Origin of the sequence: Halalkalibaculum sp. DA384 (assembly GCF_043951955.1) — a bacterium.
Lineage (GTDB): Bacteria > Bacteroidota > Rhodothermia > Balneolales > Balneolaceae > JAMQKA01.
On sequence record NZ_JBINJE010000010.1, the window covers coordinates 111,899 to 133,057 of the forward strand.

Sequence of the window (21,159 nt, forward strand, 5' to 3'; positions counted from 1 at the left end):
TTCCTTTGGACTAACTGGTTAACGGAATTTTGGGTAAGATTGCTAATTTCGCATGTCGATTATTTCGGCCTGTTTCGGGTAATCCAGCACAAAAAGTCCCGGTTCCTGCTGAATAAACGAGCCTGCACCAAACGTGGTCGTAATTAAGTTATCTGCCTGGTCGCGGGCAAATACTCTGCGTGGAGTCAAGTCTCCCGCCAGGGTAATTTCCACCTGTTGGAATACTGAAAACGGGTCAGCCGATGCCAGCGTAATGAGTGTCTGGCTCTCTTTTTCCTGCTGGTTCTCCACCGTGTAGGTCGTGTCGGCGCCGTTGAGGAAGCGGGAAGGGGCAAAGTCATCTTCCTCCGCTTCATACGTGCTTACGATAACCCGGTTCCGGTTCTTGTCATAGACCCGGGAGGTTTCCCCGTCTACGACTACGGACTGCTGGTTGTTCTGCACCTTGTACTTGTTTTCCCCCACCCAGATCGTACCGCTCGTTTCCACCGTATCTCCGGTATAAGAATCTATATACTGGTGATTAAACTCCGACTTGAAAACCACTCCCTCGTTAAACTTGCCGATCAACCGGTCAAAAGGGGTTTCCTGTGCCTGCGTGGCTGTCGCGCCAAGCGACAGCAGCAGACCTGTTAACAGAAGCAGCAACCATTTATCTATCAAATTCATCCAGTTCATCTAACACGTGTTCCAATTCCTCTTCGTCCGATACCAGCACATCGCGGGCAGTACTGCCCTGGTACGGTCCCACGACACCGGCGTTATAGAGCTGATCGATAATGCGCCCCGCCCGGTTGTAGCCGATCTTGAGCTTGCGCTGCAACAGCGACACCGAACCCTGCTGATGGATGACCACTACTTTGGCCGCCGCTTCAAACAGTTCATCGATGTCATCAAGCGGATCGGGGATATCACCGCCGGTTTCGTCTTCGATAACGGGCAGGTGGTACGGTTCCTTGTATCCTTTTTGATTTCCAATAAAAGCGGTAATCCGTTCCACCTCTTCCGTGGAGACGTACGCATTCTGAATTCGGGTCATGCCCCCGCCGTTGGTATAGAGCATGTCGCCGCGCCCGATCAGCTGGTCGGCGCCGCTGGTATCCAGGATGGTGCGGGAGTCCACTTTCGAGGCCACCTGGTAGGCCACCCGCGCCGGGAAGTTGGCCTTGATCGTACCGGTAATCACATTCACTGACGGCCGCTGTGTGGCCACCACCAGGTGAATGCCGACCGCCCGGGCCAACTGTGCCAGGCGCGCAATCGGCTCCTCAATCTGCTTTCCGGCCGTCATCATAAGATCGGCCAGCTCGTCAATAACGACCACAATGTAGGGCAGGTGGCGGTGGTCGAGCTCCTCATCCAGTTCGCCGGCATCAAATTTTTCATTATACGCCTTGATGTCGCGCACCATCGCCATCTTCATCAAGTCGTAGCGCTCATCCATCTCCATCGTCAGGCTTTCGAGCACTTCCTGGGCGTCGGCGGTATCGGTGGTAATAGGCTCTTCGGAGCCCGGCAGCGTGGCCAGGAAATGATTCTGGATATTGCGATACAGTGAAAGCTCAATTTTTTTGGGATCAATCATCACGAACTTCAGGTTATCCGGGTGGCACTTGTAGAGCAGGCAGGTGATAATTGTGTTGATCCCCACCGTTTTGCCCGAACCGGTAGCCCCGGCGATGAGCAGGTGGGGCATCTTGGTCAGATCCCGCAGGAACACCTCGTTTTCAATGGTCTTTCCAAAAGCGACCGGCAGCTCCGCTTCCGTCTCCACGAATTTCTTGGTATTGATAACCGACTTTATAAAGACCGTCTCCCGCTTGCGGTTCGGTACCTCGATGCCCACCGCGGAACGTCCCGGGATCGGGGCAATAATGCGCAGCCCGTGCGCCGCAGTCGCCATCTTCAGGTCATTGGCGTAGCTTTCGATCTTGCTTATTTTTACATCCGGAGCCGGATCCAGCTCATACAGTGTTACCGTGGGGCCGACGATAGCGTTGATGCTGCGGATCTCTATCTTGTGGCGCTTCAGCTTGTCCAGGATAATCCGCTTGTTTTCCTTGATCTCATCCAGATCCACCTCGTTCCCCTCGTTCGGTGGTGCATCCAGGATATCGATACCCGGGAACTTGTATTTTATCTCGGGAACCTCCTTCGCCTTGTCACGATTTTTGCGATCCAGCTCGCGTGCCCCGGCTTCCTCATCCCCTTCTCCCACAAACACCGAAACCTCTACATCATCGTCCTCATCCCCGATCTCCCCGTCGGCCACTTTCTCGGTCTTGCTCTTGTCCAGGATAGCCCGGGGGCGTTGATCCAGATCCTTGATCTCCTCCTGCTCCTGCCGGCGTCGCTGCAGATCCTCCTGTTCAGACGCTTCTACAATATCATCGATCGATCGTTCTCCGCCTGCCGGTACATGCTGTTGATCCGTTTCGGAAGAGGCGGTTCTACCCTGCTGCTTCATCTTCTTTTCCGCCTGCTGCTGGGCCTGTACCTCCTGCCGCCGTTCTTTTTCCGCCTTTTTATCGGCTTTGCGCCGGGCCCGCTCTTCTTTCCGCTGTTCAATCGACTCCCGCAAATTGGCAATCCAGCCCTTGACGGCATCCACCGTTTTTTGAAGGTCGCGATCCAGCAGCACCAGCACGGTTACCACGAACAGCACGCCCAGAATAATTATCGATCCGATGCCCGTAAGATTGTGCAGCAGGCTGGACATGGCGATGCCCGAAGCCCCCGGCCAGACCGAAGAGTAGGCTGACAATTCATTATAAAACCAGCCCAGCATGGTGGACAGCAGCACCATGCTCCAGAGCCCATAGACCGTGGCCCACAGCATCTGTTTAACCTCCCGCCCCCGAAACACAAACCAGCCGTATCCCATTATGATGAGTGGAATTATGATGCTGGTATACCCGAAAAGGCGGTATACAAACAGGTGGGAGAGGTAGGCCCCCACCACGCCCAGCCCGTTTTGTACCCGCAGGGCGGGCCCACGATCAACTGAAAAAATTGAATCTGACGAGAGGGACTGAATCAGGGCGTAGTCGGAGGTGTGGTACGTGACGATACTCAACCCAGTGAGGGTGGCTATCGCCATGATCAGAATCCCCAGGATCTCCATCTTGCGGGAGGCAGAGATTCCGCCGGCCATCGCGCCCGATTGTTTACTTTTTGCCATTGGCGTCCGTAATAATTCCTTCTTTCAGGGTTGGTAGTATATCCATCGCATTTAACCGGCTGCAAAAACCGATATCATCGTTTTGGGTTATTTCATCCAACCGCTTGGCGTGGTTCGATTTCCGCAGCGTCTGTTCTATATCATTACCAAATTTTTCGTAAAGACCAAAAGCGACTTTTGTTCCGTCGCTGGCCTCCTCGGTAAGCTCTCCACCCGACAATTCATGAATGATATTGCCCGCACAGAGCAGGTCCTCCAGCGCCAGGCGCCCCTTCCAGCCGGCACAGACCAGTACGATCTCCTGTTCCACTTCTCTCAGACGCCTCAGTATGCTCTCAAGGTTCAGAAAACTGCCGACCAAAATTTCCCTAGCCATCGTAGAACGTTTCAGGGCCTTGGTACCGTTGGAGGTTTTAAAGATGATGGTTTTATCCCTGACGGCTTCCTCGGTATACTCAAAGGGAGAATTCCCCAGGTCGTAGCCTTCCACTTTTTTGCCATCCTTTTCCCCACACAATAAAAAGTTGGGGGAATCGAGATTGATCGAAATTTTGCCCGCGGCGTCCATATCCTGCACCGGAATAACGCCCTTTGCCCCGTTATTCAGGGCTGTAACGATGGTGGAGCTCGCCCGCAGCACATCGATTACCACGGTCACTTTATCGCGCAGCTCTTCTTCTTGAAATGCGAGAGCTGAAACACAAATATCTATACTGTTAATCATGCAGAGTCATTAAATTAGTTAAATCAACAGGGAAATTGACGATTCAAACGTGAATCCCCACTTCGGCTAATATACGATTTTGATCGGGCAACTCAGTTATTTCTTTGAGATAAACGGGGGGCGGACGACTGTGGCCTCCGCCCTCTTATTTCTTATCTCAATGAAAACTTTTGTTCCCTCACCGGAAAAAGAGCGGTCGACATAGCCCATGCCGATAGCTATACCCAGGGTAATGGATTGCGATCCGCTTGTGACGAATCCGATCCGGTTTCCCTGGCTGTCCAGCATGCGGTACCCGGAACGGGGAATGGCCCGATCTTCTTCTACGGTAAACCCGACCAGTCTGCGCTGAACGCCCTCCTCCTTTATTTTCTGCAGTGCCGTCCGGCCGATAAACTCGCCTTTATCCGGCTTTGTCAGCCAGCCCAGGCCCGCCTCTAGAGGATTGGTATCTTTCGTTATATCATTGCCGTACAGCGCATAGCCCATCTCCAGGCGCAGGGTATCGCGCGCGCCCAGTCCACACGGCCGGATACCGAATTCCGCCCCCGCCTCCATTATGGAATTCCATATCGCTTCCGGTTCTGCCTGGTTCTGGTCAAAATAGATCTCAAATCCCTTTTCGCCGGTATAGCCGGTGGCAGAAAACACGACATCTTCAAAACCGGCACATTTTCCCACCCGGTAGTGGTAGAAACTGATCGCGCTCAGGTCGATATCCGTCAGTTTTTGCAGGGTTTCGACCGATTGCGGTCCCTGCACCGCCAGCAGGCAGGTATCCGCCGACTGATCTTTCACTTCAGCTTCAAACGTGTTGTGCCGGCGTATCCACCGCAGATCCTTCTCAATATTCGAGGCATTGACAACCAGGATATAACCGTCTCCGCCGGAAAGCCTGTACACCAGCAGGTCATCCACAATACCGCCGTCTTCATAGCACATGGCGGAGTATTGAGCCTGGTTCTCCTTTAGCCGGGACGCATCATTGATCGTAACATGCTGTACCAGCTGTAATGCTTCCGGGCCATGCACGTAAAACTCTCCCATATGAGATACATCAAACAGGCCTACGCCATTTCGCACGGCTTGGTGTTCTTTTGTAATGCTGCCGTACCGGACCGGCATATCGTACCCGCCAAAATCGACCAGTCGGGCCCCGAGATCCTGGTGGATGGTATAGAATGGAGTTCGTTTCGACATCTCTGTTCGTTAATAAATTCAAAATCTCCTGAAAAACTCCCGCTGTATGAGCGCGTCATGTTAAAAACAGGAGGTTGTACAAATTGCCCGAAATACAATGATTTCTTACCTGACAATTTTCCAATACTTATTTTCAGCGCTTGCAGATGATACTGTATCCGCTATCTTTTCCGCCTTGGAATATCTCACTTTATTCCCCTATTTGGCAAGAAATGATTCGGCCTGTTCCGTTGTACTGCGCCCGCCTGCAATATTCAGTGTCCAGAACTACTCAACGCCCCAACCATTGATCGCCATGCCCGCCCAAACGGCCCCGATGCCCACCAGGAGCTGCAGCGCCAGGTAAAGTCCGGTTTTCAGGAATGCGGATCGCTCCATCAGTACAAACGTATCGAGCGCAAAGGAGGAGTAGGTGGTAAACGCCCCCAAAAAGCCGGTAAGAACCAGCAGCCGAAGTTCTACAGGGAAGACGTGCCTCAGCTCCAGAAGAGAGACGAGATAACCGATCAGGAAGCATCCCATGATATTGACTACGACGGTTCCGGCAGGAAACGCCTCTTTGCTGATGAAAAAATACGTGGCTTCATCCAGCAGGTAGCGAAGGCAGGCGCCGGCAAAACCTCCCGCACCGACAAGCAACAACTTGTACATATACAATCTTTTTGAGTTTACATTGAATGCCAGAACAGGAGTCATCAGCTCTGCCGTTATTTACCGGGAGCGGTTAAAGGCGAACTCCATCGCCGTAAATTGAATCATAAAATAGCCAACGGCGGGAATTTAGCCAAGATTGGTCCCCATCCCTTTGAGCACCCCGCACCTGAAATGGGGAGCGCCTGCGATTTAAGTACCCCTTTATCTTTGGCCGCGCCAAGGGACCAGTTAACCCTGGAAAACGCTCAAGCAGTCGCGGATAAAGAGTACCGCCAGCCTGTAATGTCGCCGCTGTTTACCGTTGACCAGAGTTTCATTCCCCTGCCCGCATAAACTTTTACATTTAATGCTGATTGCAAGTTATATTAAGCAACTGTTTTTTAATACCTTATCCAAGCTTTGCGAAACATTGCCCTTTTTTGATTAAAGGGTATTTTTCCTTACCTTTTTTCATCTTTTTACAGGGCCTCGGAGGCCTGATATGGTACATACGCTCACTTTTCTAATCTAAATAACAGTACATAGTAACGCATTATGGATTTATTCGACAAATTGGAGGGCAGACCAGGTCCACTTGGGGAGTTCACTTCTGATGGATATGGATATTATACTTTCCCAAAACTTGAAGGTCCCATTGGGCCCGTAATGAAATTTAACGGTAACGACGTAATCGTGTGGAGTGTCAACGATTACCTCGGCGTTGGCAGCCATCCCGAAGTACAGCAGGCTGATATTGACGGTGCCGAAAAATATGGATTCAGCGCACCGATGGGCGCCCGCCTGATGACGGGAAACTCTGATGAACATGAGGCCCTTGAACGAGAACTGGCTGACTTCGCCCACAAGCCTTCTGCCCTGTTGCTTAATTATGGTTACCAGGGAATTATGAGTGTTATTCACGCCCTGGTAGATCGCAATGACTACCTTATTTATGATGAACTGAGCCACGCTTGTATTGTTGATGGGAAACAGCTGGCGATGAGCGACAAATCGGTCTTTAAACACAACGATGTTGAAAGCTTTGAAAAACAATTAAAGCGGGCCCACCGAAATCTCGGACCCAATGGTTCCGTACTGGTGGTAACTGAAGGGGTGTTCGGCATGACCGGTGACCTCGGAATTTTAAAAGAGATGATCGCCCTTAAGGAAAAGTACCCGTTCCGCCTGCTGGTGGATGACGCCCACGGATTCGGCACGATGGGGGAAGATGGTTCAGGGACCGGTACGGCTCTCGGATGCCATGACGGTATTGACATCTATTTTGGTACGTTTGCCAAGGCTGTTGCCCTGATTGGCGCTTTTGTGGCGACCGAGCCTCGTGTGGTTGAATTCCTGAAAGCCAATGCCCGGAGCCAGATTTTTGCCAAGTCGGTTCCCATGCCCATTGTAACATCGGCCCGCAAGCGGCTGCAGCTTATCAAGGACCATCCCGAGTGGCGCGACCAGCTGTGGGAAAATGCCACGAATCTGCGGAACGGACTCCGCGATATCGGCTACAACGTGCTGCCGTCGGAAAGCCCCGTAACGCCGGTTCTGACCAAGGGCAGCACAGACTTGTGCCAGACCATTATGCGACAGTTGCGTGAAGATCACGGAGTATTTGTCAGTGGCGTTACCTACCCGGTCGTACCAAAGGGCACCGTACTGTTGAGACTCATCCCAACTGCGGCTCACACCGACGAGCATATCGAAAAAACGCTCAAAGGCTTTGAGGCGATCAAGGATGTGGTATTCTCTGCAGGTGAGCGTTTATCAGCATAAGACAGGTTGAAAACCACTTGCGAACCTTTACATACAATTAAACCTCCAGAGTTTTAAAACCCTGGAGGTTTTTTAGTTCGCGACTTTACTTTGCTCATTCAGACATTAGGAAAGAAATATTTTCAGGAGGTAAAGAGCTTTTTAAAGAAGCCGAGCACACCCTTCTCTTCATCATTGTTTTCTCCCTTGCGACCTCCACTCAATTTGTCATAACTTGGCTTTGGGAGCTCCAGCTCGTTACTTTTCTGGCGCTTTTTACTTCGTTTGCCGCGGCTTCTTTTCCCTTTTTTTCGGTTTTGCCCTTTGTTTTTGCCCTTCTTCTGCTTTCGCTCCCGGACCTTCTTTTTCACCTCATCCGGCAGGGGCAGCTCCTGGGGTGCTTCGCCGAGCTCATTCTTCAGCTGATTGATATCACTTCGGTCCTGCTTTGAAACCAATGAGACAATACGCCCCGCCTTGCCGTCCCTGACCAATCCGGCCCGGTACCGGTACTCATCGGGATCGCCGGGCACATCGTAATTTATAACCTGTTTTACATTATCAAGGTCAAGCTCGGCGGCAGAGATATCTGCGATCAGTAGAAACTGGACATCGCCATTTGTAAAGTTGGCAAAGCGCTGGGCCCGCTTTTCGTCAGAAAGTTTGCCGTGCAGGCTGGTGGCTGAGTAGTTGCGCTTCCGGAGTACACGGTAGAGTCGATCCGTGCCCCGCTTGGAGGCCGTAAAAATGGCGCAGGTATCGGTGGGGCTGGAATCGATATGAGCCATCAGGGTGGTGATCTTCATTCGGTTGGGCACTTTGATATACCCCTGCTTCAACTGGCTTGGCACCTCCGGCGGCTCCTCCACCAGCTGTCCGTTGGAGCGTACCTGCTCAAACCCGACGACTTCAGGCTCATCCATGATAAAATCAGCCAGCGATTTGATCTCATCACTGAATTCAGCGGCATATCCCAGGGTCTGAAACTCACTCATGAGCCGCTTTTTAATATTCTTGATGGTCGATCCCATGTTGTAAGAAACAATATCCTCCAGCTTGTCGATGACCAACAGTTCTACATCGCGGAGAACCATAAGATTGTCTTCCAGGATGTTCAGGAGTCGTCCCGGGTTGGCGACCAACACCTGCACGCCCTCCTTTACCTCCTGCTCCTGCTCTTCCTGCTTCCCGTCAAGTCCCACAGTCGCACATTCCACCTGGGCGTGATATCCCATGGCCCAAAAGAGTTCATCGATCTTCTGGCCATCTTCGTGGTTGGGCGTCAACACCAGCACCTGGGTTCCCTTTTCGGCCTCATCATCCTTCGTCTGGATAATTCTTTCAAGGGCCGGTATGATAAAAGAACCATATTTTCCCTTGTCATCATCGGTTGCTTTTACAAGGACGTCTTTCCCTTCTACGGCCAGCGGAATTACCGACTGTTGAATCTTTGTTGGTTCCTGGTAGTTCACATCTCGAAGCCCGCTCATCAGTTCGGGGCTCAGATTCATTTCATCAAACGTCAAAGTACTCACCTTCTTTTTTTGTTAGCATTTACTCCGTTCAGCTCGCTTCAAATGCAAACGAGCGCTCAACACGCGGGAATATACAAAACTTATATACTTTGCTCACATCCCTCAAAGTGATAACGTATGGCTCACTTAAAATTGTCATGCAATCCCAGGGTATACCCCTCAGCCCGGATATACTGGTACGTCATCAATACAATTAAACACAAGCCGATGAGACCCAGTAATCCCGCCTCCGGACCAAAACGTCCCCCCGTAAACAGGTCGGGTCCCGTTTCATTCACCTGCAGCAGGGAGCTGCGGGAGGGGCTGCCACTGACCGGAAAGCCGAAAATGCCCCCCTGGAAAAAATTCCAGGCCGCATGAATACCGCAGGAAAGTGCCAGGCTCCCGGTAAAAAGGTAGGGCAGAGCCAGTACAATACCCGCAAGAATAATATTTACGGTTGAAACCGCACTGGCATTGGGATTTCCGGCATGCATAATTCCAAACAGGATGGATGAAACAGCAATGGCCAAAAATACCGCTGTTGTATATGATTTTTGGGAATACGAAAACCCCTCGATCATATTTGTAATCTGGTAGCCGCGAAACATCAGCTCTTCGTAAAATCCCACAAGCAGCATCCCCGCCAGGTACCCCAGCAGCGGCAGCGGGTAAGCCACGCTCCAGGCCCGCTCCCAGCCAAAACCGGAAAACGTGAGCCAGCCCATCAGCAGTTGAAGTACAAAAATACATCCCATGGCGAGCGCTCCCATGCCGATACCAACGCCCAGCTCGCTCCACCATCTTTTGTCGAATGCCAAACCCAGAGCAGCAAACGGGCGGTTGTCCAGGAAACGAACGGCGATCCACGTACTGAGCACAAAAGCGAAAGCACCGGGGAGGCGCCCCAGTAAAAATCCCGGCTGGTCGGTTCCATATGAAATGAGCATCTGGCCAGCATAAAGCAGGAAGATCATCAGCAAAAACTGGAGTAAAAGCCGCCATCCCGCCCTGAGGCGTTGCTCCTCAAAATTATAGAATATATTCATCAACTGAGAAACATTTAATGTTGAATATAAGTTGTAGGTGTCCTAACCTAGGATTTCATCCTAAAAGAACAAACTTTTTTATGAGTGACCGATTTGTACTGCACGCTTCCAAAGAGACGGTGGAAACCGCTTTTGGTGTAACGACCCAGCGCGACGACTACTTTGAGCCGAACTACAACATAACACCGGGTACCCGGGTCCCTGCAATTTTTTATGAAGAGGGGAATCGCAGAATCTATGATTTCCACTGGGGACTTATACCCGAGGGGGCTGAAAATGAAAAGGAGGGTCAGCAAAATCTTACCCTCCCGGTGGAGGCCCTGAATGATGAGAAGTATGCAACAGCGTTCAAACAGCGCCGATGCCTCGTACCCGCCAACGGGTTCTACAAGTGGAAAACAGGTGAAAAGAAGAGCACCCCGTTTTATATTCGCCTGCTCTCAAACGAGGTGATGGGACTGGCAGCCCTGTACTCTGTCTGGCAGTCGAGCAGCGGGCGCGATGTATACTCGTTCGCACTGATCAGTACCGAGGCCAACGCCCTTGTTCAACCGGTGGACGACCGGATGCCGGTCATCATACGACCGGAACATTATTCGGCCTGGCTTGGCGAAGGGGGCCCCGAGATAGCTGCAGAATCAGCGATACTCAAGCCGCTGGATCTCACTGAAATGGCGGTAAACCGGGTGACCGAAGAGGTCAACGACCCCGACAACAACCACCCGGAGCTGATCCAGCCAATACCCAAGTAATCTCAAAAGTCGTCGTTCATAGTTCCCAGCTGGTGATTTTTTTGGGAATACTCATCATTTCTGCTTTACGCCTGGCATTTTCCGGTATCTGCGTGCAATACCAACGGTTTGAAATAAAGATGACAAGCCGGAAGCACCCGGCTTCACTCTCCCTGCTTGTAGATACGCATGGTGGGATAGGCCAGCTCGATGTCCTCCTCCTTTTCAAATTCCGTCAGGATATCCTCCCAGATCGACTGCCCGACACTCCGGCGGCGGCGCGGGTTGGATAGGTGGCGAATAGTGAGGTTGATCCCGCTGTCCTTTACATCTGTGTACACGATGGGCGTCAGGTAGCGATAATGAATCAGGTAGGATTTGCTCGCTTTTTTGACCTGCTGCTCGGCATCCGTAACTGAATCCTGCAGGTGTTTGTCCGCTATCTCCTGGAGAAGATCTTTGGCTTTTTTCCAGTTGCTCTCGAATGTGACCAGCACTTCCAGTTCATTCCAGATAAATTCAAAATCGCTGGTATAATTGGCAAGTGGTTCCGTAAACACCTTGTGATTGGGAATATGGATAACACGGCCGGTACTCTGGTCGGCATGTACCCAGTTGCCGATTTCCAGCACGGTGAATTTAAACACGCGTGTATCCACAACATCACCCTTTGTGTCTCCAATCTGGATCCGGTCTCCCACATCAAACGGCCGCCTCCAAATGATGAAAATCCATCCCGCAAAATCGGTTACAGGATCACGCAGGGCGATGGCCAAACCGGCAGAGAGCAGTCCCAGGAAAGTGGCTACGGACTGGAGCCCTTCAAACCATATTCGCCCCACAATAAAAGTCCCCAGGAAAACGATAAAATAGGTCAGGTTCTTCCGCCACTTGTATTGAACCGCGGTGTCCTTAACATTCCGGTTCACAATGCGGATTATAAAAAATCGGATCAGCCAGAGCACCAACACCACTGCAACAGACTCGATTACCTGCAGGGTTACCCCCGACGAGGTGCTGATGCTGTTGCCAAACCTGTCCAAAAAATCCTGAAAATCCATGATCGATTCACTCAAATTGGGAAGAATACCAATGTACAATAAATTACCATCAGGCTGAATGCAAAATTTTAGTTCTCACACACATTGTGATAGAACAGGATTTTGCCTAACTTTGTGGCTCTGAATAAAGAATCAAAGATATTATGCTTTATACCATAATCATTACACTAATCGTCATCATCAGCGTACTTCTAACGATTGTAGTACTGTTGCAACCCGGCCAGGGGCAGGGACTATCCGGCGGCGGAATAGCCGGCGGAATGGCGGGAGGAGGCGGACTTGGCGCACGGCGCGCCGCCGATCTGTTGTCGAAATCCACTTCCGTACTAGCCGGCGCACTGCTGGCATTGTCTGTGCTGGCCAACTTTGCGATCGATAATGAAGGTCCTGCTGAAAGTGCCGTACAGCAGAGCGGCGTTGAACAGCCGGTACAGGACAACATGAACAACCCGTCTCAAACACCTTCTGCGGTGCCGGAACTGCCACAAAACGAAGGTAACACCCAGAGTGAGGGCGGCGCTGACAACAACGGTGGCGGAGACAATTAAGGGTTGTATACCCTGAACTTCCGGAACCTGATGCTGTTTGCGCAAAACCCCCCGAATGGGTGCGACGAGTATTAATTTTATCTCTCTGGTACTTTCAAACCTCCAGGGTTTTAAAACCCTGGAGGTTTTTTATATCCAATTTATCATCGGGGTGAGACGCTTTGCAGCAGGTCTACGCATTTCTTGCTCAACATTTGATCAAGAACGTATGACTGTAAGCCCCGCCCCCTCATTTGAGGGAAGTTTTACCACTCATTTCTAGCACCTCGGGCATCCTCAAAAACTCAAGGTCGCTCTTTCTCCTGGATGGAGGTGTTCCTTCTTATGTGACCTGAATACTCCCGCACTGTAAGTGCAGGCGTTCGTGTTTGGACTGAACGCCCTTCTCTATTCCAAACATTGCATCTTTTCTACAAGAAAGCTGATTACTTGTCTCCATGTTGGGTCCCTTCTCAAGGACGTTGCCAATTCGATTCCGCAGGGTTGGTGCATCCCCTGCGCAAGTAGTTGCCAGACTTTTTGAGGAGGCTTTACGATCAAAAACAGGCATTAAAAAAAGGTCCCGATTGCGAAATCGGGACCTTTTTAACCTAAACATATAAAAAGCAACGATTATGTAGCTTCGGGTGCCGGTTCCTCAGCCGCCATTTCATCAACCGTTTTGATATCCGCTTTTTTCTGCCAGAAGTAAAAAATAGTAAACAGTATGATCAGGGAGGCCGGGAACAGCGTCATATCGGCCAGGGTCGCCTGTCCGGCTGCCAACTCCAGTTCGGAGCCTGAAAGCCCCTGTTCAGAATACATGGCGCGATTGGAATCAATCCAGCCACCGATAATCGGTTGAAAAATAGCCGTTGAGAACATCCCCATTGCTCCCAGCAGTGAAAGCCCGAGAGCTCCTGTTTTGGGTGCTCGTTTGGCTCCCGTGCCAACCATTACCGGCCAGAAGTAACAGATGCCGATAGCAAAGAAGACGGCCGCAACATATGCCATGACACCGGTTGAAACGCTAAACAAGTACGTACCGATCGTAGCAAAGACAGCTCCACCCAGCAGAACTCCCGGTTGACCGAGCGCCTTCACAACAGGTCCTGCAAAGAAACGTCCCACGGCCATCAATCCTGTGACCAGCGCAAGGATAATCATCGGGCTTGCACCACTTTGAGCCAATACAATTTCCACCCACTGTTGTGGACCGAACTCCGAGATAGCGGTCAGCGCAAAGCAGAAGAATATGAATAGAAACACCGGATTGGTGAGTGCCTTGACGTTTTCTTTTAATGATTTCATCTCCTCCAGCTTGGGCTCAGGGAATTTTTGTCCCCAGAAAAGACCGGCATAGGTAATTGTCGGAATCATAATAATCCACATCTGGGCTTCCCAGCCAAAACCAAGGCCTGTCGAAAAGTTTGAAATTAAGCTGCCGAGTACGATACCGCCCGGGAACCACATGTGGAACCGGTTCAGCATTTTGTCAACCATGTTGCCTTCGTAGGCATCAGCAATCATCGGGTTACAGGCCGCTTCCGTACAACCGTTTCCAAGTCCGATGAGCAGGGTGGATATTAACAGCGTGGTGTATCCCCCGGCATAGATCGTAAGGACGATACCCAGGGTATGTACCACAAAGGCAAATTGCATGATCCTTTTGGGACCAATAGCGTTATAAAAAATACCGCCCAACACCATGGAAATGGGAAATCCAAAAAACCACATGGAATTAATAAAACCAAGTTGTTGTGCTGTCAACCCAAACTGATCTCCCAACTCCGGTAGAATACCAGCCCGGATGGCAAACGTAAAGGCCGTAGTAATTAGTGCAAAACAACTTCCCAGAAAGAGTCTTCGCTCGTTTACTTGTTCGCTCATATTATTTGTTTTGTTCTAAAGTTATAGTCACAGTTTATCACTCATCCACATATATAAGAGGCTGTATCCCCAGCAATCTAATCCCTTTTTATTAAATTATTTGATGGATAAGCTAATCCGCATTGAATATGATGATCTAAAATAGAAAAGTCATTAAAGAATTCAATTTTTTTGAAATTATTTTACGAAGGGTTTTTCAAAAGTACGGGCAGCCCTGTTGACTATGACCTTCGGGATTGCAAAAATATGTTATGTTTACATATAACCGGATTAAATTATTCCACATCGCCCATCAGCTTTTTAACGCCCGGACTGGCCAGCAGTGCGATAATACCACCACCGCCCACGAACATGGCCACACTCCAGAAGAGGCTGCTCGGTGCCAGCGTTTCCAACTGGCCGGCCACGATGCCGGCAAACAGGTTGCCCAGCGCGGCGGCGACAAACCACACACCCATCATCTGGCTGACCCGGCTTTGGGGGGCCAGCTTGGTCATGGATGAAAGGCCCACCGGCGACAGTGCCAGTTCGCCACAGGTATGCAGGAAATAGGTGACCACCAGCCACGATACCGAGACCGGGGCCTCCGGGCTTGCATTGGCTGCCCCCCAGGAGAGCACAAAAAATCCGGCGGCCAGGCCCAGAAGGCCGAGGCCGAATTTTACCGGTATCGACGGATTTTGGTCGCGCGTAGCCAGCCAGGTCCACAGCCAGCCGAAAATCGGTGCAAATATGACGATAAAGGTCGGGTTGATAAGCTGCAGCGTACTGGCCGGGGTTTCCCACCCGGTGCCGATTTGATTCAACAGCCAGTATAAAAAGATTAGGATTCCCACCGAAGAGATGCCGATCACCCATTTGGCGAGCGACCAGAGGTCATCGCGCTTAAAAACGCGAAATACGGTGTATCCAACCGGAAGTGCTATAAGAAATGTGATCAATGCGGAGCCGTATCCACCCAAAAAGGAACTGGGACCGAAGTTGCGCTCGGTCAGATCCTGGGCAAAAAGGTTCAGGGATGAACCCGCCTGCTCAAAACCGCTCCAGAAGAGGGCGGCCAGGATAAAAAGCCAGAAAATAACCCCGAGCTTCTTCTTTTCTTCGGTGGTATGTCCCCCAAAAAAGATAATGTATCCAAAAAAGAGTACGGTGATAAGGACGGCTGCGTATCCCAGGTAACCCGCCATCGCCTCGAGCGTTACCTGGATGGCGCCGGAAGTCACCAGGAATCCAAACAGCACCAGCCCTGCAGCTATGAGAGAGACCATCCCGTAGAAGCGCCGGCCCCGCCTGTCGATCTTTTCCTGCGGCTCATCGATCTTAAGCTCCCCGGCATCTCCCAGAAACTTTCCACCAACCTTATAGGAGATCAGCCCAAGCACCATGCCGATGCCTGCCAGTGAAAAGCCGTAATGCCAGTTGTAGCCTTCGCCCAGCAACCCGCAAAGCAGGGGACCCAATATGGCTCCAAAGTTGATACCCATGTAAAAGATGGAAAAACCGGCATCGCGGCGGGCGCCCCCTTCGGGATAGAGGTCGCCAACCATGGAACTGACGTTGGGCTTTAGCAGCCCGGTGCCGATGACGATAAGCGCCAGGCCGAGATAAAAGAACGGCAGCGTGGGTATGGCCATGCTGAAATGCCCGGCGGCGATGATGCAGCCTCCCACAAAAACCGCTTTACGCTGACCCCAGAGTTTATCGGCCACCCAGCCGCCCGGCAGCGAAAGGACGTACACAAAAAAGGTGTAGAGCCCGTAAATAGCCGTGGCCTTGCCGACACTGAATCCCAGGCCCGGGTTGCTGCCGATCGCTTCGGCCGTCATAAAAAGGACCAGGAGCGCCCGCATGCCGTAATAGCTGAATCGCTCCCACAATTCAGTAAAAAACAGCGTGGAAAGTCCCCTTGGATGGCCGAAAAAATCTTTCCTCTGTGCGTCTATTGTACCTCCTGCTTGTCCATTTCCCATATACGTATGTTTTCATTCGAATTGCTGTTCCGACGGATACCACAGACAGACGCGTTCATGATAATTAAACCGCTATAGTGAAGCAACCTGAAAAGCCGGTACAAGTGCCAATTTTGATCAGAGAGGGGTCCATATTGGGTAACTTTACAGCATGATATTTGTGGGAAGCTACTGTGAATTAAATAATATGAGCCTGGTTTAAGAATTTGGCAGAGCCAGCGTTTTCTTGTCAACAAGTCCGTGTTGTTACTGTTCATATTATGTGACGAAAAAATAACCTGCAACCATCGCCGGCTGGTGAAATTTTTGTTGCGGTCACTCAATCAACAAAAATTTCGAAGGCCGGAACGATAGCAGCAATAAAATAAATGTTTTTGGACATTCTTACCCCGACTTGACGTTAAGTAACTTCGAGGTCGTAACGCCGGTGCCACATCATCTGCATCTATCGGGACATTTACTCCATGAAATGCAGGCTGGCTTTAACGATGAGCCATCCGTATCCTTAACGTGGCTGTTGTATGTGATGAAACCTGCGGTACTGCCTGCACGTGAACCGGGAATACAAGTTTAACCGTCTAACCTGACTACAATGGAAACGCTGCTTATTGCTATTGGCACCATCCTGATTATTGTGGGATTTGTGGGATCCTTTTTACCAATTATGCCGGGCCTCCCCTTTAGCTATGCGGGACTGCTGGCTTTGCAGCTCACAACGACGCCCCCTTTTAGCCTGCAGTTTATGATTACCTGGGCCATTATTGTGGTTGTGTTGATGGTGCTTGACAACGTTATTCCCGCCTATGGAACCAAGAAGTTCGGCGGCTCTGCCTACGGAATATGGGGTAGTATTGTGGGACTCCTGGCAGGATTTTTCTTTCCCCCTGCCGGCATTGTTGCCGGTCCGCTGCTCGGAGCCTTTGCCGGTGAGCTGATTGCCGGTAAAACGACCGACCGCGCCTTTAAGTCGGCCCTGGGTTCGTTTGCCGGACTCCTGGCAAGTATTCTGCTGAAAGTCATTGCTGCAGCCATGATGGGTTATTACTTTTTCAGCCATTTATAACAGTAGGATGATTTAGGGTTACTCTATAACGTTACGTTTCCCTTCGCCGGAGCTAAAACCATGGAACTTGATCTTAATCTGGTGCGGGCGTTCGCTCGTACTATCCACGGATCAACCAAAGGCTCAAGCGAGACGCTTGCGCCAGAACAGAGGTATTAATTGTTTCTTTACGCTCCAACTACGGTCACTGTACCAACAAAAATTTCAACGGCCGGAGAGGCCGTACAGCAATAAACTTATTTTGGGTCATTCACATCCCGAGTTGACGTTATTTACAATGTGAAACTGTTGAGGCAATATTTGCTGGGAAAACTCTGAGATATACCATTTTATATCAGCACAGTTGATCCTTGTCTCTATATTCCACTTACTTAAACCGCCTGCAGCTTGTCGATCGGGCTTTTGACGATACTTCCTTTGTTCCTGATAATATGGGTGTATATCATGGTTGTTTTAACATCCTTGTGGCCCAACAACTCCTGTACGGTACGAATATCATAGCCATCTTCCAGTAAATGAGTTGCAAAACTGTGGCGCAGCGTATGGCAGGTGGCGTGCTTGTTGATTCCTCCCTTTTTGACCGCCTGTTTCACTTTTCGCTGGATGGTAGAGTCTGACAGGTGATGGCGGTGCACCAGTCCCGACCGGGGATCTTTGGAGCGCCTGGGAGAGGGGAACAGGTACTGCCATTTCAATGTTGCTGCTGCATTGGGATACTTTTTACTCAGCGCTTTGGGGAGAAGCGTTTCAGCATAGCCGGCAGCTGCATCTTTTTTGTGAATCAATTTCACCCTTTGCACCTGTTCCTTTAATTGCTGTTTCGAGGTTTGGGGAAGTACGGTAATACGATCTTTCTTCCCTTTGCCGGAACGAACCTGAATCTGGTTGTATTCAAAATCGAGATCCAGCACCCGCAGACGCAGACATTCCGAAATACGAAGTCCGGCCCCATACAGCAACTGGGCTATCAGACCGGGGACCCCTTCCATATGTGCCAATACGTTCTGCACTTCACTACGGGTCAGAACCACCGGCAACTTTTGGGGTTTCTGTGCCCGCGTAAAGTCCATCATCTCCTCCAGGGGATCTTCCAACACATGGTTATACAAAAAAAGAATAGCACACAGCGCCTGGTTCTGCGTTGATGCCGCCACGTTACGATCTTCCGCCAGGTAGTTAAGATAGGCTACTACTTCTGGTTCCGCCATGTCCTTTGGATGGGTCAGATTATGGAATTTCACAAACCGTACAATCCACGAAGTATAGGCCTGCTCGGTTCGGTAGCTGTAGTTTCTGCGCCTGATTTCGGTTTTGAGTCTACTCAGCAGTGAAGATTTTGACATACCGCGCCTCTCTTTTCTCTTTGTTGAGGACTTTGAAACTGTTTTTTGCCCAATCTCGGTATGTTCGCGAATTCCGATTCCTCACTTGTAATGGATAAAAAGCGGTTTCGAATTCGCTGAAGCTTGGATACCGGACAAAAGCCCGTTTTTTCAAAGCCTCTTTGTTGCTGTTTATTTAAAAGTTGAATCGGATTATGAGATTGTAAAACATTACTGATGGTGTTAATGAAGAGTTTGTTATAAATCCAGTTCCCAGCGCTTACCCAGCGGGACATAGCATAATGAAGAGCTTTTCATTCAAAAAGCCACGTAGACTTTTTTGGGATTCCCCGAACTTGAATTCTCTTGTATTAGTGGATAATAAAAACCTGCGTTTTTCTATTCCAACAGTACCCTCTACTCAATAGACCGATAGACCCGTAATTCCTTACAAAATAATTTGATATTACATCAAGACCTTATGCTGCATCTCTTGACATAATATTTTATGATAACAGGTGCTTATTCCTCTTAACCCGGACACCACACTTGCACATAACACTATATGCTATTATGCTTGTTGATATAAGTTTAAGTTAGTTCGCTTACGGTATGGTAATGCCTTCATCTTTGTACCTTTTTAGCTCTCCTGCCTTAATCGTTTTAATTGCCTCGTCTAAGGCATAAACGCCCTGGTGCTTGCCCATCCATTGTGGGCTCCCATAGGTCTTTTCGTCACGATCTTCCACCCAGTGGCTCCGCAGCTCCGTAAGCAAACTAACCAGCGCATTAACTCGGACGGGCCTCGCCCCGTCCTCGGTCAAAGCGTTCGCTCTTGCAGTACCATATCTATCTGCCTCAACTTCCAAATCCTCATATTTCTCATACTCAAGATCGTGTTCATCTTTTCCTATTTCGCTTAAAGCTCCATCGAAATAAGCTCTTCGAATATCACTAATTGTAAATAATCGCTCACTTTTGACTTGTTTGTCACTCATAGCTTTTAGATTAAATTATAATTGTAATGCCCGCAGGTTATGCGCCATGTCGTTATACGCAAACATAAATTAATTCCATGTCAGCTAGAGCTATACAAATATCTATAACTGCTGGAGCACTTCTAATAGCTATTGCTCATTTGATCTGGCCAGATTTAAAAATTGATGCAATTACTTTGACGTTGATAATGATAGCTATTATTCCTTGGCTAGCTCCACTTTTTAAATCAGTTGAATTACCAGGTGGTTGGAAATTTGAATTCCAAGAACTGCTTAAAGCGCAAGAACGTGCTGGGAAAGCTGGTCTACTTGCAGAGTCAGAAGACGGGCCTGAATATTCTTTTCAACTCGTAGCCGATGAGGATGCTAATCTAGCTCTTGCTGGTCTTCGAATTGAAATTGAAAGTCGTTTAGTTAAATTAGCTGAATCTGCAGATGTCGATATCAGAAGAAGCAGTGTTGGAAGGTTGATGCGATTACTTAGTCAGAGAGAAATATTGACTAATGAAGAAAGATCAATTTTAGAAGATCTGATAGGAACACTAAATGCTGCAGTTCATGGAGCTGATGTTGATAGTCGGGCAGCAGACTGGGCTATGGAAATTGGACCTAGGCTACTGAAGGCCCTAGATAACAAAATCCAACAATAGAGTTTGCGTATAACCACGGCATCAAGCGGACGCAACTCGCCCTGACCTTGCTTGATTTGAAGATTTGAGCTACTATTTAATTCATCGATAATTTCGGGGAGCGCATTGCGCCGCTTATCCCGTAGGTCGTTAGAGTTCTTGCAAAAAAATATAGCCATCATGGACGAGTTGAGAGAAAAGAAAGAAATAGAAAAAAGTGAAGCGATTGATAAAACTGCTAAAGTTATATCCAGTTTAATACCTGGTGGCGGGTCAGTCTATGAAACATTTAGAGCATTGGTTACACCACTCCATGAGAAAAAGCAGAAAGAATGGCAAAAAGATGTAATCAAGAGACTTGCAAAATTAGAACAGGAAGAAAAAATAGACTTAGAAGAACTACAAAATGACGAAGAATTTAATGCAATTATCACGAGAGCGACTGTCTTAACTTTACAAAATCATCAGAAAGAAAAGTTAGATGCTCTAAGAAATGTCGTTATTAATAGTGCAATAGATGACGAAATTGACTTTGACCTAAAACATTATTTTCTCCTGTTCATTGATCAAATTTCTCCACTTCATATCCTATTACTCAAAATTTTCAAGGATCCTGGATCTTATGCAAGTAAGCGAGGAGTAGAAATAGGCAATATGATGGCAACAAGTGCAATGAGTACACTAAAGAAAATCCAACCTGATTTAGAAGAAAAAGAACAACTAGTTGAATTAGCTTGGGATGATCTAAGCGACATGAAACTTGTTACTACTGATTCACTAAAAGCGATGGCATCAGGTAATGCCGCAGAACAAGGTAGTGTAAACTAAACTCTGTCCTGTTATATTGAACCCCTGATGGGGCTAGCCCCATCAGGGGTTGCGATTCAGATCCAGCGGTAGCCGGTC

19 protein-coding genes and 1 riboswitch are annotated in these 21,159 nt (G+C 49.4%); of the genes, 7 read left to right on the forward strand and 12 right to left on the reverse strand.

Going from position 1 to position 21,159, the window contains the following annotated elements:
• Nucleotides 1-42: 42 nt before the first annotated feature.
• The 5 genes from ACG2E4_RS07975 to crcB form a co-directional block, all read right to left on the reverse strand.
• A complete protein-coding gene (locus ACG2E4_RS07975; protein ID WP_395276211.1) occupies nucleotides 43-669 on the reverse strand; it encodes an outer membrane lipoprotein carrier protein LolA in 627 nt (208 codons plus the stop codon).
• A complete protein-coding gene (locus tag ACG2E4_RS07980) occupies nucleotides 653-3,181 on the reverse strand; it encodes a DNA translocase FtsK 4TM domain-containing protein (protein ID WP_395257643.1) in 2,529 nt (842 codons plus the stop codon). Before ACG2E4_RS07980 ends, ACG2E4_RS07975 begins: the two co-directional genes overlap by 17 nt.
• On the reverse strand, nucleotides 3,168-3,905 hold the full coding sequence (locus tag ACG2E4_RS07985; RefSeq protein ID WP_395257645.1) for a 2-phosphosulfolactate phosphatase: 738 nt from the start codon (nucleotides 3,903-3,905) through the stop codon (nucleotides 3,168-3,170). The genes ACG2E4_RS07980 and ACG2E4_RS07985 overlap by 14 nt, the downstream gene beginning before the upstream one ends.
• A 96-nt stretch (nucleotides 3,906-4,001) precedes the next feature.
• Nucleotides 4,002-5,105, reverse strand: coding sequence for a glycine cleavage system aminomethyltransferase GcvT (gcvT, locus tag ACG2E4_RS07990; RefSeq protein WP_395276212.1), 1,104 nt, complete (start codon nucleotides 5,103-5,105; stop codon nucleotides 4,002-4,004).
• Between the two features lie 267 nt (nucleotides 5,106-5,372).
• Nucleotides 5,373-5,756: a fluoride efflux transporter CrcB gene (gene crcB, locus ACG2E4_RS07995; protein ID WP_395276213.1), complete on the reverse strand. Its 384-nt coding sequence runs from the start codon at nucleotides 5,754-5,756 to the stop codon at nucleotides 5,373-5,375.
• 28 nt (nucleotides 5,757-5,784) lie between these two features.
• A riboswitch (Fluoride riboswitch) is annotated at nucleotides 5,785-5,859 on the reverse strand.
• On the opposite strand from crcB, the gene ACG2E4_RS08000 reads away from it, so the two are divergent.
• A complete protein-coding gene (locus ACG2E4_RS08000; RefSeq protein ID WP_395276214.1) occupies nucleotides 5,856-6,092 on the forward strand; it encodes a hypothetical protein in 237 nt (78 codons plus the stop codon). Its footprint overlaps the riboswitch before it by 4 nt.
• 201 nt (nucleotides 6,093-6,293) lie before the next feature.
• Nucleotides 6,294-7,520, forward strand: coding sequence for an aminotransferase class I/II-fold pyridoxal phosphate-dependent enzyme (locus tag ACG2E4_RS08005; protein WP_395257653.1), 1,227 nt, complete (start codon nucleotides 6,294-6,296; stop codon nucleotides 7,518-7,520).
• Between the two features lie 122 nt (nucleotides 7,521-7,642).
• On the opposite strand, the gene ACG2E4_RS08010 is transcribed toward ACG2E4_RS08005, so the two are convergent.
• A complete protein-coding gene (locus ACG2E4_RS08010; RefSeq protein WP_395276215.1) occupies nucleotides 7,643-9,025 on the reverse strand; it encodes a DEAD/DEAH box helicase in 1,383 nt (460 codons plus the stop codon).
• Between the two features lie 131 nt (nucleotides 9,026-9,156).
• A complete protein-coding gene (locus ACG2E4_RS08015) occupies nucleotides 9,157-10,062 on the reverse strand; it encodes a lysostaphin resistance A-like protein (protein ID WP_395276216.1) in 906 nt (301 codons plus the stop codon).
• A gap of 80 nt (nucleotides 10,063-10,142) precedes the next feature.
• Here ACG2E4_RS08015 and ACG2E4_RS08020 point away from each other — a divergent pair, with 80 nt between their 5' ends.
• Nucleotides 10,143-10,814, forward strand: a complete 672-nt coding sequence (locus tag ACG2E4_RS08020) for an SOS response-associated peptidase (RefSeq protein ID WP_395276217.1) — start codon at nucleotides 10,143-10,145, stop codon at nucleotides 10,812-10,814.
• 143 nt (nucleotides 10,815-10,957) lie between these two features.
• On the opposite strand, the gene ACG2E4_RS08025 is transcribed toward ACG2E4_RS08020, so the two are convergent.
• On the reverse strand, nucleotides 10,958-11,854 hold the full coding sequence (locus ACG2E4_RS08025; protein WP_395257661.1) for a mechanosensitive ion channel family protein: 897 nt from the start codon (nucleotides 11,852-11,854) through the stop codon (nucleotides 10,958-10,960).
• A gap of 143 nt (nucleotides 11,855-11,997) precedes the next feature.
• Between ACG2E4_RS08025 and secG the strand changes: the two genes are divergently transcribed.
• The gene (gene secG, locus ACG2E4_RS08030; protein WP_395276218.1) at nucleotides 11,998-12,402 is read left to right on the forward strand and encodes a preprotein translocase subunit SecG; all 405 of its coding nucleotides are present in this window, start codon (nucleotides 11,998-12,000) and stop codon (nucleotides 12,400-12,402) included.
• A 612-nt stretch (nucleotides 12,403-13,014) separates the two neighbouring features.
• Here secG and ACG2E4_RS08035 read toward each other — a convergent pair.
• On the reverse strand, nucleotides 13,015-14,271 hold the full coding sequence (locus tag ACG2E4_RS08035; RefSeq protein ID WP_395257665.1) for an MFS transporter: 1,257 nt from the start codon (nucleotides 14,269-14,271) through the stop codon (nucleotides 13,015-13,017).
• 275 nt (nucleotides 14,272-14,546) lie between these two features.
• Complete coding sequence (locus ACG2E4_RS08040) at nucleotides 14,547-16,241, reverse strand: peptide MFS transporter (protein WP_395257667.1); 1,695 nt, start codon at nucleotides 16,239-16,241, stop codon at nucleotides 14,547-14,549.
• 592 nt (nucleotides 16,242-16,833) lie between these two features.
• On the opposite strand from ACG2E4_RS08040, the gene ACG2E4_RS08045 reads away from it, so the two are divergent.
• Entirely contained in the window at nucleotides 16,834-17,304 is a 471-nt protein-coding gene (locus ACG2E4_RS08045) for a DUF456 domain-containing protein (RefSeq protein ID WP_395257669.1), read from the forward strand.
• Nucleotides 17,305-17,675: 371 nt separating this feature from the next.
• On the opposite strand, the gene ACG2E4_RS08050 is transcribed toward ACG2E4_RS08045, so the two are convergent.
• Nucleotides 17,676-18,647: an integron integrase gene (locus ACG2E4_RS08050; RefSeq protein ID WP_395276219.1), complete on the reverse strand. Its 972-nt coding sequence runs from the start codon at nucleotides 18,645-18,647 to the stop codon at nucleotides 17,676-17,678.
• Between the two features lie 584 nt (nucleotides 18,648-19,231).
• The gene (locus ACG2E4_RS08055; RefSeq protein ID WP_395276220.1) at nucleotides 19,232-19,624 is read right to left on the reverse strand and encodes a hypothetical protein; all 393 of its coding nucleotides are present in this window, start codon (nucleotides 19,622-19,624) and stop codon (nucleotides 19,232-19,234) included.
• A 77-nt stretch (nucleotides 19,625-19,701) separates the two neighbouring features.
• Here ACG2E4_RS08055 and ACG2E4_RS08060 point away from each other — a divergent pair, with 77 nt between their 5' ends.
• Both ACG2E4_RS08060 and ACG2E4_RS08065 read left to right on the forward strand, forming a co-directional pair.
• Entirely contained in the window at nucleotides 19,702-20,274 is a 573-nt protein-coding gene (locus ACG2E4_RS08060; RefSeq protein WP_395276221.1) for a hypothetical protein, read from the forward strand.
• A gap of 159 nt (nucleotides 20,275-20,433) precedes the next feature.
• Nucleotides 20,434-21,081 carry a hypothetical protein gene (locus ACG2E4_RS08065; protein ID WP_395276223.1) on the forward strand — a complete coding sequence of 216 codons (648 nt, stop codon included), beginning with the start codon at nucleotides 20,434-20,436 and terminating at the stop codon, nucleotides 21,079-21,081.
• Nucleotides 21,082-21,159 lie beyond the last annotated feature (78 nt).

Coding starts and splice junctions, on each gene's coding strand:
- crcB (WP_395276213.1), bottom strand. CDS start 5,756: ATGTACAAGTTGTTGCTTGTCGGTGCGGGAGGTTTTGCCGGCGCCTGC.
- ACG2E4_RS08020 (WP_395276217.1), top strand. CDS start 10,143: ATGAGTGACCGATTTGTACTGCACGCTTCCAAAGAGACGGTGGAAACC.
- ACG2E4_RS08065 (WP_395276223.1), top strand. CDS start 20,434: ATGGACGAGTTGAGAGAAAAGAAAGAAATAGAAAAAAGTGAAGCGATT.
- ACG2E4_RS08055 (WP_395276220.1), bottom strand. CDS start 19,624: ATGAGTGACAAACAAGTCAAAAGTGAGCGATTATTTACAATTAGTGAT.
- ACG2E4_RS08005 (WP_395257653.1), top strand. CDS start 6,294: ATGGATTTATTCGACAAATTGGAGGGCAGACCAGGTCCACTTGGGGAG.
- ACG2E4_RS08060 (WP_395276221.1), top strand. CDS start 19,702: ATGTCAGCTAGAGCTATACAAATATCTATAACTGCTGGAGCACTTCTA.
- ACG2E4_RS07985 (WP_395257645.1), bottom strand. CDS start 3,905: ATGATTAACAGTATAGATATTTGTGTTTCAGCTCTCGCATTTCAAGAA.
- ACG2E4_RS08025 (WP_395257661.1), bottom strand. CDS start 11,854: ATGGATTTTCAGGATTTTTTGGACAGGTTTGGCAACAGCATCAGCACC.
- ACG2E4_RS08015 (WP_395276216.1), bottom strand. CDS start 10,062: ATGAATATATTCTATAATTTTGAGGAGCAACGCCTCAGGGCGGGATGG.
- secG (WP_395276218.1), top strand. CDS start 11,998: ATGCTTTATACCATAATCATTACACTAATCGTCATCATCAGCGTACTT.
- ACG2E4_RS07980 (WP_395257643.1), bottom strand. CDS start 3,181: ATGGCAAAAAGTAAACAATCGGGCGCGATGGCCGGCGGAATCTCTGCC.
- ACG2E4_RS08050 (WP_395276219.1), bottom strand. CDS start 18,647: ATGTCAAAATCTTCACTGCTGAGTAGACTCAAAACCGAAATCAGGCGC.
- ACG2E4_RS08040 (WP_395257667.1), bottom strand. CDS start 16,241: ATGGGAAATGGACAAGCAGGAGGTACAATAGACGCACAGAGGAAAGAT.
- gcvT (WP_395276212.1), bottom strand. CDS start 5,105: ATGTCGAAACGAACTCCATTCTATACCATCCACCAGGATCTCGGGGCC.
- ACG2E4_RS07975 (WP_395276211.1), bottom strand. CDS start 669: ATGAATTTGATAGATAAATGGTTGCTGCTTCTGTTAACAGGTCTGCTG.
- ACG2E4_RS08045 (WP_395257669.1), top strand. CDS start 16,834: ATGGAAACGCTGCTTATTGCTATTGGCACCATCCTGATTATTGTGGGA.
- ACG2E4_RS08035 (WP_395257665.1), bottom strand. CDS start 14,271: ATGAGCGAACAAGTAAACGAGCGAAGACTCTTTCTGGGAAGTTGTTTT.